Annotated in this window: 10 protein-coding genes and 1 pseudogene; 7 read left to right on the top strand and 4 right to left on the bottom strand. The window is 38.0% G+C overall.

What is annotated here, in order from left to right; genetic code table 11:
• Window positions 1-4: 4 nt before the first annotated feature.
• Both H3Z85_08075 and H3Z85_08070 read left to right on the top strand, forming a co-directional pair.
• Entirely contained in the window at window positions 5-2,554 is a 2,550-nt protein-coding gene (locus tag H3Z85_08075) for a collagen-like protein (protein ID QPQ53292.1), read from the top strand.
• Window positions 2,555-2,560: 6 nt separating this feature from the next.
• On the top strand, window positions 2,561-2,977 hold the full coding sequence (locus H3Z85_08070) for a hypothetical protein (GenBank protein QPQ53291.1): 417 nt from the start codon (window positions 2,561-2,563) through the stop codon (window positions 2,975-2,977).
• Between the two features lie 97 nt (window positions 2,978-3,074).
• On the opposite strand, the gene H3Z85_08065 is transcribed toward H3Z85_08070, so the two are convergent.
• Entirely contained in the window at window positions 3,075-3,407 is a 333-nt protein-coding gene (locus H3Z85_08065) for an META domain-containing protein (GenBank protein ID QPQ53855.1), read from the bottom strand.
• A gap of 188 nt (window positions 3,408-3,595) precedes the next feature.
• Here H3Z85_08065 and H3Z85_08060 point away from each other — a divergent pair, with 188 nt between their 5' ends.
• Window positions 3,596-5,803: a S46 family peptidase gene (locus H3Z85_08060; protein QPQ53290.1), complete on the top strand. Its 2,208-nt coding sequence runs from the start codon at window positions 3,596-3,598 to the stop codon at window positions 5,801-5,803.
• A 78-nt stretch (window positions 5,804-5,881) separates the two neighbouring features.
• Window positions 5,882-6,358, top strand: coding sequence for a DUF1905 domain-containing protein (locus H3Z85_08055; GenBank protein ID QPQ53289.1), 477 nt, complete (start codon window positions 5,882-5,884; stop codon window positions 6,356-6,358).
• Window positions 6,359-6,414: 56 nt separating this feature from the next.
• On the opposite strand, the gene H3Z85_08050 is transcribed toward H3Z85_08055, so the two are convergent.
• The gene (locus tag H3Z85_08050; protein ID QPQ53288.1) at window positions 6,415-8,433 is read right to left on the bottom strand and encodes a hypothetical protein; all 2,019 of its coding nucleotides are present in this window, start codon (window positions 8,431-8,433) and stop codon (window positions 6,415-6,417) included.
• Between the two features lie 256 nt (window positions 8,434-8,689).
• Between H3Z85_08050 and H3Z85_08045 the strand changes: the two genes are divergently transcribed.
• Entirely contained in the window at window positions 8,690-9,913 is a 1,224-nt protein-coding gene (locus H3Z85_08045; GenBank protein QPQ53287.1) for a spondin domain-containing protein, read from the top strand.
• A 66-nt stretch (window positions 9,914-9,979) separates the two neighbouring features.
• Here H3Z85_08045 and H3Z85_08040 read toward each other — a convergent pair whose 3' ends face one another.
• A complete protein-coding gene (locus H3Z85_08040) occupies window positions 9,980-13,072 on the bottom strand; it encodes an amino acid adenylation domain-containing protein (GenBank protein QPQ53286.1) in 3,093 nt (1,030 codons plus the stop codon).
• 458 nt (window positions 13,073-13,530) lie between these two features.
• Window positions 13,531-14,180 (bottom strand): annotated as a pseudogene (locus H3Z85_08035) (ATP-binding protein).
• A gap of 59 nt (window positions 14,181-14,239) precedes the next feature.
• On the opposite strand from H3Z85_08035, the gene H3Z85_08030 reads away from it, so the two are divergent.
• Both H3Z85_08030 and H3Z85_08025 read left to right on the top strand, forming a co-directional pair.
• Window positions 14,240-15,019 (top strand): heteromeric transposase endonuclease subunit TnsA, encoded by a 780-nt coding sequence (locus tag H3Z85_08030; GenBank protein QPQ53285.1) that lies wholly within the window; start codon window positions 14,240-14,242, stop codon window positions 15,017-15,019.
• Window positions 15,007-15,453: a helix-turn-helix domain-containing protein gene (locus tag H3Z85_08025; protein ID QPQ53284.1), complete on the top strand. Its 447-nt coding sequence runs from the start codon at window positions 15,007-15,009 to the stop codon at window positions 15,451-15,453. The genes H3Z85_08030 and H3Z85_08025 overlap by 13 nt, the downstream gene beginning before the upstream one ends.

Below are 15,453 nucleotides of genomic sequence, written 5' to 3'. Positions count from 1 at the left end.
AACCATGAAAAAAATATTATTATTGTTCTGGATCCTTTCCGGGCTCATAATGGGATGGGCTCAGGTTCCGGAAAAAATGAGCTATCAGGCTATCATCAGAAACGGATCCGGGCAACTGCTGCCCAATCAGGGAATTGCAATAAAAGCCAGTATATTACAAGGCTCTCCTGCGGGTGCAGAAGTATATTCTGAAAGACTCACCGGAAATACCAATGCCAACGGGCTGATCAGTATGGAAATAGGAACAGGGACTGTTCTTTCAGGTACGTTCAATACCATTAACTGGCCTTCAGGAAACTATTATTTAAAAACAGAAACAGACCCTGCGGGAGGAAATAATTATACAATAGTCGGGACCAGTCAACTGCTAAGTGTTCCGTTTGCTATGTATGCCAAGTCAGCGGGAAACAACGGGGCAACCTTTACGATTCCTTATACCAATGCCGTAAACAACGCTTCTACTCTATTTTCTTTAACAAATGACGGAGACGGAACCTCCCTGGAGGGCAATAATACGGGCACTACATCCAATATTGCCGCTATGAGGGGGATTGTCAGCAATGCTTCGCCGGGTGGTTTTTCATCAGGGGTACGTGGTATCAACAACGGAACCGGAGGATTGGGTGTAGGAGTATACGGAAGCCAAAACGGAAGTGGCTGGGGTGTATATGGGGTAACTCCCAATGGATTAGGGGTATACGGAAACGCTAGTGCAAACGGGACAGGTGTCTATGCAAACAGCAATACTGGAACAGGTCTTACTGCCACCAGCAATAATGGAATTCCTGCCTCTATTTCAATTTACAACAATGCCAATAACAATGTTGCTCTGAGTGCTTCCAGTGTAGGAAACGGAACGGTTGTAAATGTAAGCACAACCGGAAACGGGGCTGGTGTCAGAAGCTCTTCGGGAGCTGGATTTGCTCTTCACGGAATAACAAGCGCACAAAGTTCCGCCGGTATCGTGGGCGATAACAATGGCGCAGGTGAAGCTATAGTGGGAAGAACAACAAGTGACATTGCAGGAGCCGTAGTAGGTAGGAATGACGGAGGCGGATATGGCGTAAGAGGCTTCGTCGCGACAAGCACAGCCGGAACCGGTATCGGAGTATACGGACAGGTGGGGCTCAACAACAGTACAGGCCGTGCAGGAAGATTTGAAAATTTTAATCAGACCAACACCGTTACCAATACATTAGAGGTAGAAACTAATGGCAATGGAAACATTCCGGACAATACCCAGGGAAATGCTTCTTCTTTTTTAGTTAATAATAACAATAGTGTGGGAGCCGCTGTACGGGGTGAAGTAAAAACAATATTCGGAAATTTCGGAGCTGCAGGTATTTTTGGTATTTCTTCAGGAACAGGTGGTTTTGCAGGGTTATTTCATGCTTCCAATACCTCAGGAAACGGACCGGCACTGGTAGCGATCACTGATGGAAACGGCAATGCCATTACTGCTAATGCCAGTAAAGACGGTAATGCTGTAGAAGCCAATATTGACGGTGCAGGAAATGCTCTTTATGCCTGGGTTCCCAGTTTTGCTACAGGACGAGCAGGACGGTTTAATAATTTTAATGAATCCAACATAAGCGATGTGATCACCGCAACCACCATCGGAAACGGAATTGCAGGAAATTTTAAAGTAGATAAAACTCAGGGAACTTCTCCCGCAGTAAAAGGTGAAGTAAACTCAATCTTTGCCAACTTCGGAACGGCAGGTATTTATGGCTTATCATCAGGAACGGGCGGATACGCAGGATTATTTTATGCTTCCAATCCTTCCGGAAACGGACCGGCACTGCTCGCTTTATCAGAAGGATCCGGAAACGGAATTACAGCCAATGCCGGAGGAAATGGTGATGGTATTGAAGCATCATGCGACGGAAGTGGAAGTGCCATTTCAGGATTTATACCCAATTTTGGTACCGGTAAAGCCGGTAGATTTGCTAATTTCAACAATGCCAATGCCCAACCCGTCGTACATGTTACCACTACCGGTACAGGTACTACTCTGCTTGCCAACCATCAGGGAGCGTCAGGTGACCTTGCCATATTCCAGAGTGCGTCAGTAGATGTAGCCAGAATTAACAAAGCCGGCAGAGGTTTCTTTAACGGAGGCACCCAGAACAGTGGTGCTGACGTGGCGGAAGCATTCAGTGCAGAAGGAAATATTTCAGAATATGAAACCGGCGACATCCTGGTGATTTCAACCCGTTCGGACAGGACGGTGGAAAGGTCGTCAAAACCCTATTCTCCTCTTGTAGCGGGTGTATATGCGACCAAACCGGGAGTACTCCTTACTGAAGAGCATATTGATGCTGATCTTTCTGATAAAATTCCTATGGGAGTGATTGGCGTTATTCCGACCAAAGTCTGTCTTGAAAATGGAAAAATTAAAAGAGGAGATCTTTTAGTGACTTCATCAAAAGAAGGGGTTGCCATGAAAGCTAATCTTAAAAAAGTAAAAATAGGACAGGTCATCGGAAAAGCACTTCAGGATTATGATCAGGATCAAATTGGAAAAATTCAGGTATTAGTCAATATAAAATAAAACGTTATGAAAATAGTATATATAATCCCGCTGTTATTTTTAGGCACTTTTTTGTATGCCCAGGAAAATAAACAGACTATTCCCATAGAAGATCAGACACTTGTTGTAAAACAAATAAAAGAACGGGAAGCAAAATTATTGAAAGAAAACCAGGAATTGGCAGAAAAGAAAACATCTCAAACGGGACTGGTTTCCGATCATGGTTCTGAAGTTAAAAAACAGGATAAAAAACCTCAGGCACAATCGGATCATTCGGGAAACTTACTTCCCAATACAGCAAGTATTGAAGAGATAAAAAAAACGATTCCCAACAGACAGGCAAGCCGTAATACAATCAATTCTAAAAACATAAATACAAACGTAACGGGGTTGCCCAATACAGCAACTCTCCAGGAAATAAAAAAGACTATTCCTAAAAACTGATAGCCTCAACAAAAAGCTGATAACCGAACTAGATTTTTCAAACAAAAGAAGTCCGCTGCAATGCGGACTTTTGTTATGACAAGCTCATCGTTTTTATTTAATCCCAATCAGCAGCTACAAATTTCATCGAATTTCCTTTGTCATCAGACAAGGTAAGGAAATGTCCTTCTACAGAGTATTTCGTCATCACATCAAATTTTTTCTGAAAGGCTGTTTCCAGTGTCATATCCTCACATGCCTTCATGGTACTTACTCCTTTTGATATTCTTACCTTTCCTCCTTTTTTAAATTCAGAAGTAAAAGACATACGGTTACATCCCATGTATGCACTTCCCTGGATTTTTCCTCCTTCCATTCCGGCTGTCAGGTTGATTTCAGCCTTTTGGGCTATCAATTGATCTTTAGAAAAATGATCGAAAGCAACCAACATCCATTGTCGCTGGAGGTAAGGATTTTTATCCGGAATTGAGGAGCAATTTAAAATAACTCCTAAAGATAAAAGGGTAAAAACTGATAATAGCATTTTCTTCATGCGCATTATCATCCCATTTTCATACCATTCCGGAACAGAATCTCGTAAAAATTAGTAAATTAGCGTCACAAAAATTTTTATATAAAATGAAAAGACTATTTCTACTATTCACTTTCTTATTGGGCTTTGCCCAGATGAGGGCGGATGAGGGGATGTGGCTGCTAATGCTCATCAAAAGACTTAACGGTGTTGATATGCAAAAGGAGGGTCTACATCTTACGCCTGAAGAGATTTATTCAGTAAACAACTCAAGCTTAAAAGATGCTATTGTAAGCTTTGGTGGTTTCTGTACCGGTGAGATTGTTTCCGACAAAGGGCTTATTTTCACCAATCACCACTGTGGTTATGGCGCTGTTGCAGCTGCTTCTACTCCGGAAAAAGACTATTTAAAGAATGGATTCTGGGCAATGAAACAGAAAGACGAATTCAATGCTAAAGATCTGTATGTAAGATTTTTAGTAAGAATGGATGATGCTACCCAGAGAATCAATTCTAAATTGAACAACAGTATGACCGGTGCTGAGAGAAAGGCTGTTATTGATGCTGAAACAAAAGCAATCCAGACAGAAAATTCTGAAAACGGAAAATATACTGTAGTAGTAAGAGACTTCTTCAACGGAAACGAATTTTATTATTTTGTGTACCAGGATTATAAAGATATCAGATTGGTAGGTGCTCCGCCTTCTTCATTAGGGAAATTTGGTGGTGATACCGATAACTGGGAATGGCCAAGACACACTGCTGATTTCACGGTATTCAGAGTATATGCTGATGCTGCCGGAAACCCTGCAGAATATTCTCCAAGCAATACTCCTTTGAAGCCCAAGCACTTCCTTCCGGTTTCTCTTAAAGGAATTAAGCCTGGTGACTTCTCTATGATTTTAGGATATCCGGGAAGAACAAACCGTTATCTGACTTCTTACGGAATTCAGCAAATGGTTAACAAAGATTATCCGGCATGGGTTGAAGCTTCTAAAGTAGCAATGGATGTCATGAAAAAATACATGAACAAAGACAAAGCTACACAGCTTAACTATGCTTCTCAATATGCATCAGTAGCTAATTACTGGAAAAACAGACAAGGAACTATAGATGCTGTAGATAAAAACGGAACTATTTCTGATAAACAAAAAATCGAAGATACATTCAGAAAATGGTCTGTAATGCCAGGCAATGATGCTTACGATGGTGTTTTAGAAGATATCGGAGCATATTACACTCAGGTTTCGGACAGAAATGTTGAAAGAAACTATGCTGCTCAGTTCTCAAGAAATGCAAAATATATTACCCTTGCTTTACAGGTAGGTTCAGCGCTTAAGGCGTATGCTGCTCAGGATATGCAGGGAAGATTAGCAATGAAAGCTAAAACAGAAGCCGCTATTAAAGCAGCTTATGAAAACTTCAATCCTGCATTAGAGGGAGAAATGCTTGCTGCTATGACCGGTCTTTACCAGATGAGAGTAAAAAATAAAGATATTGCTTCAGCTACAATTTTAGGATTGGATGCTAAAACAGTTTCTAACATGGCTTATTCATCAATTTTTGCCAACAAAACTTCAGCAACGAATTTCTTATTGAATCCGGACGCATTGAAACTTGACGCGGATCCACTATGGAAAACAGCCAACGGAATTGTAGCTGATCAAAAGATGAGTGTTGAAAAATTTGTGAAAGTAGATGATAATTTTGCTAAAAACAATCGTCTTTTCTTAGCTGGTCTAATGAAAGCTATGCCTGAGAAAAAATTCTACCCGGATGCCAACTCTACAATGAGATTAACGTATGGTACTGTAGATAAACTACCTATCAGAAACGACAGAAACTACTTCGGCATTACAGATAACTATTATACAGATATGACCGGTCTTGTTGGAAAATACAAGAAAGGAGATGAAGAGTTTGATCTTCCTCAAAGAGTGATTGACCTTTATAACTTAAAAGATTTCGGACAATATGCTGATGCTGCAGGCTATATGCCTGTCAACTTCCTATCTAACAATGATATTACCGGAGGTAACTCAGGTTCTCCTGTAATTGACGGAGACGGAAACCTTATTGGTATTGCATTCGATGGAAACAGCGAGGCACTAAGCGGTGATATCGTATTCGAGCAGGAATGGCAGAAAACAATTAACGTTGACGTTCGTTTTGTACTTTGGACTATTGACAAATATGCAGGTGCAAGAAGATTAATTGACGAGTTGAAACTTGTAAGAGGGGAAAACACTCCTGCAGATACAAAAACTAAAAACTCAGGTACTACATCAATGCCTAAGAAAGCAAAGAAAAAATAATCTTTTCCGATATATTTTTGAAACCGTGAATCCATATTCACGGTTTTTTTATTTTTGAAATGTAAAAAACAATATATAATGAATCCTCAACCCATAGAATTTACAGCCCTCATCAAACAGCACGAGGGGATGAATGCAGCCTTTGTGGAATTTCCCTTTTCTGCAGAAGAATTGTTCCACAAAAAAGGTCAGGTGAAAGTTAAGGTGACTTTTGATAATAAGGTTGAGTACAGGGGTAGTCTGGTCAAAATGAATTCTGACTGCCATATTTTAGGATTAACACAGGATGTACGGAAAAAACTGGGGAAAAATTTTGGGAACCAGGTTTTCATCTCTTTATGTGAGGATAAGGAAGAAAGAAAAGTAGAAATCGCGGAAGATATCGCTTCGGTTTTTAATGAAAATCCTGAAGTAAAAACCTTGTTTGATAAAATGAGCTACACCCATAGAAAAGAATACATCCGTTGGATTGAGGAAGCAAAAAAACCTGAAACAAGAGAAAATAGAAAGACTAAGATGATTCAGATGATTTTGGAAGGGAAAAAAGGGATATAACATAGAGCCCGGGAAGTACCGGACTCTATGGTTTATTTTAAATTAATTAAACATTATTATACAAAAGGAGGTTTCATACTATTGACAATATTAGCAGGCAACCCTGAAACACTTGCGTATTTTATATTGTTAGCAAAAGACACCTGATCGGCAGAAGAAAACACGTAGTTTCCGGTGAAAACACAGCTTTGAAAAAGAGTATGGCTTAGATTTTCTATAGTTCCTCCTTTCCATTCTACATTTTTAAACTGGATATTGGAGGTACTGAAGTCTGAAGTTGAATGAGCAATATTAAAAGTATGGATATCACCTCCATTCATAATAAAAGTTTCGAGATTAGATCCACTAAAAACAACTCTTCCATATCCAAAACAATCCGTTAAATATATATTGGCACGACGGATTTTATCAGCCGTATCTATAGAATATAAATATACCGCTGTAGTCGTAGTAAGCACATTTGTTGTCAGCCTTCCACTGATTTCTATATTCGTACTATAATCCAGTTGTTTAGTACTATCTTTTATAATTTGCACTGCGGTATAAGTCGTTGTAGACTTTGCATTGAGAATCGTATCTGTAATTTTCAGATTTTTAATGTTAACATATTTTCTATTCAAAACACCCAAATAGAATCCACTGACTTCATCAGCATCCGTATTAATAATCGGGTTGATTATATTAAGACTTTCCGGAAGCTTAGGGTCCAGGCATTGTGTATATTTCTCCAACAAAAGAGGAGCTCCAATGTTTCCATTTGGGCTAGTATATGAGAACAAATAAATATCTTTTTTTCCCACTGGACCTGCCACTTCATTAGCTGTGAATATAGGGTTATTAATATTAACAATCCCACCTAAACTTGGGGTATCCATCCTTATTCCAAAAAGTATTCTTGCACTTCCACTTACTTTAGGAAAATTTAACGTAATATCATTGCCCGCAAATTGAAATGCAGCTAAACTCTGCCCTGTTTTTACAATAGTATTGTTTGCTGTAAATCTGTCTGTCCAATGATCATCTATTCCTTCTTCCCAAACTCCTCTGTTGATGGTGATGTCTACACTGTTTCTACCGGTGTACGCATGTCGGCAGTCCACTACATGTCCGTCATTAATAACAACACCTATAGAGCTATAATTTGCAATACCATAACCATTTTCATCTTTCCTAAAGCCTTTTATAAAAGGATTATTTATTATGATATCCGCACAAGTATTTATTTCCAGACCAACAGCTCCCTGGCTATTAATTTTATTCAGAATTCGTGGATTATTAAGGGTGACATTATCTCTGCTAATTAATAGATATGCAATATCATTTAGGATACCTTTAGTTTCAATATTTAGGTTATCTAGGGAAATATGTTCTTCAAAGATATATTTCTTAACGGTCAATACACCCGGATTACAAGTACTATCTTGCATATAAGAACAAACTAATGGTGTAGTTAATTTACCTTCACTACTTCTGATAAACTCATTCTTTTTATAATTTTTTTCAGAAGTAGTACCATCACGATCAATTAAAATTTCTGTAGAATTAAAATGTAGATTAGCAATACCTTTGTTACTAAAACCTACATCTAAACTTCCCCTCTTCATGTTAGCAGGTTCCCATGCAGAGATATCCACTACTTCACCATTAAATCTTCGGGCTACAGTTATAGCTACTTCACTATTCTCTTTGATAAGGATAAATTTACCGTCGCATCTTCCACTGGTTTTCATTTCAAAAGATTGCTTTACCACAACTTTACATTTTCCGGGAATCACCCAGTATAGGTTGTTGGCATTTACATACTTAAAATAGGATAAAATAAACGGTGTATCATTATAGGTTCCATCGCCTTTTACCCCAAAATAACTGACATCCAGGTCATGGGCAAAATTATGTTCCAGCTTAATTCCTCCTGTTTCAATAATACTTCCTGCATCATCTGTACCAGCTGTTGATGACAAATAATATATGACAGGAGCCGGAGTATCTCCCTTTTCGTAATAGCCTCGTAGGCAGACTCCCTTATAAACACCGTTCTGGAGATCAGTAATTTCTGCTGCCGACAAATTTTTCATTTCGGCCATTGTGTTTTTTACAATACATTGAAAACTCATAGAAATATTTTTTATTGGTTAATTGTAAAACGAAGAACAAATAAGTATTGTTTATTCTTCGTTCTGTGGCAAATATCGCCCGGCATCACGTCAAAACTTGACGTATTATTAGCTATGCTTAAAAATAAAATACAATTATTCTTTCTTTTTTTGTCAGGATTCAATAAGGGCTCCGACTATGGTTGTAATTAACAGTTATAACTATAAAATTGCTTTTATGAAAAAAATTATTTTAAAAATCATGGCCTCTGCTGTAGGTCTGTTTACGGCATTTAGCCTTTCATCATGTGACAATTCTGACAACAATATGACGGATATGTCTTTCCAAAGAAGTATTACCTTTGAAAATGTTGTCACTCCTAAAGAATTTGTACAAAGTGGAAGCTTTCAGGGTACGGGAGCTCCGCCAATCATTTTACCCGGACAGTCGGTTTCTGTTAAATTCAGTGCAGGGAAAGCACAGTCTTTAATGTTTGCAACCATGTATGGAGCTTCTAATGACTGGTTTTTTGCTTCTCAACAGCCGGGAATCAAGTTATTTGATAATAACGGGAATGCTATCACAGGAGATGTCTCTTCAAGTGTACTGTTGTGGGATAACGGAACCAAAGATAATATTACAGGCCAGCCCGAGAGTAAACCTGTAATGCTGGTTCCTAATGTAAATGCATCACAACTGATGAAGCTTAATCTCGGATATAATGATGTTACTTCCGAATTCACATTAACCATTACCAATAATTCAGGCGGCACGGCCCATGAAACTCCTTTTTCTCCCGGTGTTTGGGCTGTTTCCAACTATAATGGCTCGCAGTTATTGAATAATGCTCCATTCTTTACACCTAACGCTTTATCCAATCCTGAGATCACCGATATTGCCCAGATGGGAAATATCAGTAAAATGATGACAAAACTTACAGCCAACACAGGCATTATGACCGGGCTATCTCCAGCTTTGGTAGTGATCTATCGCGGTGATAAAAATCCGGTTTATGAAGTAGGAAAAACGGATACCGGAATGGGTCTTAAAGAAATTTCACAGTTCGGAAATGTAACCAAACTTCAAAACAGCTTAAAGGCCTTACCTAATGTAAAAGGTGTTTTTGTGGCAGGAAGTGCACCTGTAGCTCCGGGAAATAAAATTTCCACAAATTTTACTGCAGATCCGGGGGATAAAATTGCCTATGTTACTATGTTTGGGTTCTCTAATGACTGGTTTTATGCCAATGAACAGAGTATCGAAGCCGGCACTAAAGGTGATCTTACATCTAAAACAGCCTTATTTGACTCAGGCACCGGAATTGATCAGTATCCGGGCGCCGGAAACCATCAGGCTTTATTTGGAGGAACGCCACAAAGTGAAAGCAAGGCTATTTCAAAAGTAGGAATTGTATATCCTGTTCCAGCTGTACAGAATGTCATTAAAGTTACAGTCAATTAATTTCTGTTTTTAAAAGAAAAAGACCGGACAGCATGGCTGTCTGGTCTTTTCATTTTACGTGTATACTTATGAAACAGAAAGTCCGAGATACTTTAAATAAGAATCCAGCATATTTTTATCAAAGACCGGCTCCTGAATATCCGAGCCTTCCAGAAACTTGACCACGTTGGAGCAGTCCCAGACATAGGTATTCTGATACAGCTCTACGGTAGATAATCCCTCATGCATATTATCTTTGAAAAGACTTGTCAATGGATACAGTCGGTTTTTACTGTTGTCTTCCCATTGTTTTCTCCACTCTTTATAGGGCAAACTATTCAACGTAAACGGATAGTACTTTTTAATCAGGCCAAAGAAATCTTCTAACGTGAGATTGGTTTCCGGGCTGGCAATCAGATTAAATTTCTTTCCGATAGCGTCTTTATTTTTAGTAATATACGCAATTGATCGGGTCATGTAGTCTACTGTGATGAGACCTTCTCTTAATTCTGTCAATGCGGGATACGATTTAAATTCCACACAATTCTTCACCAATCCCGACCACCACTGGTAAGGAGCACTGGCTCCTGTTTTACTGTGGCACATTGCATACCCGAGGCGATATGTTATTAAAGGCAACCCTTCTTTTGCGGCTAAATCTGCGATAGCTTCCATGACCCATTTGCTCCTTACATATCCAATATCTTTACTTACAGACATAAGGTTTTGAGCAATATCATCGGATTCCAACATTATTTTTTTACCGGTAAATATATGTCCCCAGCTGTATACGGATATGGTGGACAACAAGGCAAGACATTTGGTTCTTTCGGCTCCTGCCAGTTTGATAATTTCCCTCAAACCTTCCACATTCGGAGCTTTCATATAAGAATAAGGCTCTATAAAATTCACTGAACTTCCGGAATGATAAATTATATCTGCTTTTTCGGCCAGCATTTTAAAGGTCTGGTCAGAAAGGCCAAGTGACGGCAATGCCAAATCTCCTATCACCGGTATGATCCTTGGTCTTTGTTCAGACTTTGTCGAAATATGAAATTGTTTGAAACAGCGGTCAATCTTTTCCATCGCATGAAAATCATCCTGAGCCCTTACCAGACAATGAATATCTGCATCGGTAGTATCCAAAAGCTCCTGTAAAAGATGGATTCCTATAAATCCCGTAGCTCCTGTTAAAAATATTGTTGTTGGATTTTCCAGTTTTTCAGCATCAAAACCTCCTGCGAATACTGTTCCCGGAGCAAGGTATACATCTTTTTGTAAAGCTACATAGGGCTCTATATCTTCTACAGGAATAGCATCTCTCTTTTCTTCAGATCTTGCTATCAAAGTTTCTGAAAGCTCTTTCAGTACCGGAAACTGATACAGATCCCTTAGGTAAACTTTTACATCAAGCTTTCTTTCCAATGCTACTGCAACTACAGCAACCATAAGAGAATTTCCGCCGATTTCGAAGAAGTTATCTGTAATATTAATAACAGGACGTTCGAGTTCTGAAGACCAGATATCTGCTATAATTCTCTCGGTCTCGTTAGTAGGCGGTTCAAATGAAATCAATTCTCTTGCTTCCTGGTCGGCCAGATTTTTTAAAAATTCTGTATCTGTTTTTCCATTCGGAGTTAGCGGAATATGATCTATAAAAATAATCTGAGCAGGAATCATATAACCCGGCAGTTCTTCTTTAAGTACACTTCTGATTGTGGCAACATCATTCGCAGGACCTGATTTAGAAACAACAAAAGCAACCAGATATTTATGATGTCCCGCTGTGTCTTTTGTAATAACGATAGCCTCCTGTACTCCTTCCTGCCGGATAAGTGTGCGCTCTATCTCTCCCAACTCAACCCTGAAACCCCTGATTTTCACCTGATTATCTATTCTTCCTAAAAATTCAATATCGCCATCCGGCAGCCATCTTGCAAGATCCCCGGTACGATATAATCTTTCAGTCCCATTGAATGGACTTGTTATAAATTTTGCTGCTGTAAGTTCTTCATTATTGAGATACCCTTTAGCTAAAAGATCACCACTGATATATAATTCTCCTACAGCACCTACTGCAACCTGTTCCATATGATCATTCAGAATATATGCACGGGCATTGGCGATAGGCTTTCCAATCGATGAAACATATTTTCCGTCTACATCTTTTACTTTTTTAAAAGTTGCATATACAGTACATTCTGTAGGTCCGTAATAATCGACAAGCTCATAGGTTAAACCTGTGGTGAGTACAGGTTTAAGCTTTTCTCCTGCCGTAAATAAATATTTGAGTGCCAGGTTGTCATAATTTTTAGAATCATTAATAACTGACGGTGCCAGCACAGTGGGAACAAAGCCGTGGGTTATACCATGCTGAAGATAGTATTTCACTAATGCCGAAGCATCTGTTCTTTCCTCATTGTCAGCAATGTGAAGAGTCGCCCCTGAAGTAAGCGCAGACCAGATTTCCCAAACTGAAATATCAAATGCAAGCCCCGCTACCAGAGAAAGATGTGAGGCAGCATCGACATGAAAATAGTAATTATGCCATGTTACAAGATGTTGAATCGCATTATGACTAACCATTACTCCTTTTGGTTTTCCTGTAGATCCGGAGGTATAGATTGTATATGCTATATCATCTGCCATAATCTTCATGTCTGGATCCTCCGTAGACAGTCCGTCCAGATCAGAAATATGATCAAAATTAAGTATTTCAGTCTCTCCGATCTCAGACAAATATTTTTCCAGATTGTGAGTAGTAATTAGTACTCTGGCAGAGGTGTCTGAAAGGATATACTCTACTCTTTTCACGGGATATGCGGGATCTATAGGGACATACGCAGCTCCTGTTTTGATAATCCCGAGAATAGCGACTACCCATTCTAAAGACCTATCCAGACAGACAGGAACGTACATTCCTTCTCTGATTCCTTTAGCCAGCAATGCGTTGGCAACCTGATTGCTTCTTTGATCCAGTTCTTTATAACTTATCTTCTGTTCCCGATATACAACAGCCGTGTGATCAGGGTACAGCTCTGCGGTTTTTCGGAAAAGAGATTCCAATGTTTCATGCCTGGGATATTCCCAATTGGTGTTGTTAACGTTCTGTAATAAATTTTCTCTGCCATCTGAGGATAGCAATACATTCTCTTGTGTGTGTGTTGTTGTGTGTAACATATGTGATAAAGTGATTTGGCTAAAGGTTTATGAACTTTGCAGAAATACAGGAATGAATATATTTCCTGTCTGACCTGCATAGATTGTCAAAAATTACCATTGGAAATACTTGTTATTACCTTCGAAAAGCATTATTTCCTTACAATAAAAATGCAATTTCGCCCATCTAATGTGGACCTCTTAATATTTTGACGAATTATTTTTCATAATGGAATATGTTTATTGATTAGATAATTAAATTTAACATAATAATCCAAATCATATGTTACATAATTACAATCATATACCACAAAACACGATTAATATTTTAAAATATCAGAATTATTAATATTTGAATAAAATTAGTTTAAATAACAAATCTTCAACATCATCATTCACTTATACACCCTCATGTATGTATAAACATTGATTCATTAATTTGTAAAAAATATTCCCGATCCCTCTATACATAGCACGGATTATCCGTTCCAGAATTCCCTGTCCAGGCTTCTGTACTGTATGGCTTCAGAAATATGGTAAGACAGGATTTCTTCGCTTCCTTCCAGATCAGCAATGGTTCTGGCAACTTTTAAAATCCTGTCATAGGCTCTTGCGGAGAGATTGAGCTTTTCCATAGCCAGTTTTATAAGGCTGAAAGAAGTTTCGTCCAATGCACAAAAAGCTTCAATTTCTTTAGGCCCTATTTGAGCATTGCTGCTTATGTTCAGGTTCTTATATCGATCATTCTGAATATCCCGCGCTTTAAGGACCCGTTTCCTGATATCCTCGCTCTTTTCCCCTTTTCTTTTTCGGATAATTGTTCAAATTCGACCTTTTGTACTTCAATATGAATATCAATTCTATCCAGGAGCGGCCCCGAAAGCTTATTCATATACCTTTGCATTTCATAAGCAGATGAGGTATTATTAGGATCATCTGGAAAAAAGCCGCTGGGGCTGGGATTCATGGAGGCAACCAACATAAAACTTGCAGGATAATTCACGGTAAATCTTGCTCTGGAAATAGTGACCTCACGATCTTCCAAAGGTTGTCTCATAACTTCGAGCACTGTCCGTTTAAATTCGGGCATTTCATCCAAAAACAGGACCCCGTTATGAGCCAGTGAGATTTCTCCCGGCTGCGGATAGCTACCTCCTGTAAATTACAATACTAAATAGTACTAATATTATGAAATTACAGGAACAAATTACAAAACAGCCTGAGAAAAAAACTCTATATGGTATAAATTCAGGCCAAAATATAACAAAAGAGAATGCGAATTTTGTCAAACGAGTTCGTGAAATTGGTACAAAAAGCTCATCACTTTCAGGTATCATAAATATCGACCAGCTCAAAAATCCAATACAATTTGAATCATCACTTGAACGAGACTATATTTTCCTGTTAGAATATGATCAAAATGTGAAACACTATTTAGAACAACCTTTGAAAATTACATATTTTGATGATAACAAAAAACAAAGGACTTATATTCCTGATTTTATTGTTGAGCATTTTGATGGCAGTCCAACTGAACTAGTAGAAATTAAATATACTAGTACTTTGAAAGCTAAAAAAAACGAACTAGAACAAAAATTCAAAGCTGCAAAAGAATATTGTCAAAGAAATAATTTAATTTTCAAAGTAACCAATGAAATTCATATTAGAGAACATCGAGAGATAGAGTTATACAACTATAAATTTTTACACAGATATAAGAACTATTTTCAAAATATCAACAAGGATAGAACAGCGTTTCCTATCCTAAATGAAGACTTAGTATTGCTTAGAACAAAGCTCAAAGAACTAAAAAAATGTACAGTTTCTGACTTAGTTGTTCAATCTGCAAAAGATTACGATAAACAAGCTGAATTAATTTTCTTAATTTGGTATATGGTATCTAATAATTTTATTAAAATAGACCTAACCAAAAAGTTAACTTTAAATTCTATTATATGTCTCGATTAAATTTTGCTCCCGGAGTTAAAGTTAAATATAAAGGTAATCCTGCAATTATCGTAAAAATCGTTGATGTTAATCTTATTAGTCTTCAGATGTTAACATCAAATATAATTTATACTGTCGAAAGAAAAGAAATAACTCCATTTATTAAGGATGAGGAAGAAAATCTACAACCTTTAGAAATATTAACAGATAGCGAATGGAAAATTGCAAGCTTTCGATATGATATTGTAAAAAACATTGTAGATAATAATCTGAAAACCCCTCAAATAAAAGAAATAGCAAAACAAAATAATGTCCATTTTTCTACTATTTATCGATGGATAAATATTTTCAATAAAAATGGATCAGTTACTGCACTAGCGGGAAAGAAAAAAACAGGGGGAAAAACAAAAGCAGGCTCAATAAAGATGTTGATAAAATTATTAACGATTCTATAG

Source organism: Chryseobacterium indologenes (genome assembly GCA_016025055.1).
Classification (GTDB): Bacteria; Bacteroidota; Bacteroidia; order Flavobacteriales; family Weeksellaceae; genus Chryseobacterium; species Chryseobacterium indologenes.
This window is presented reverse-complemented; position numbering and strand designations above follow the sequence as displayed.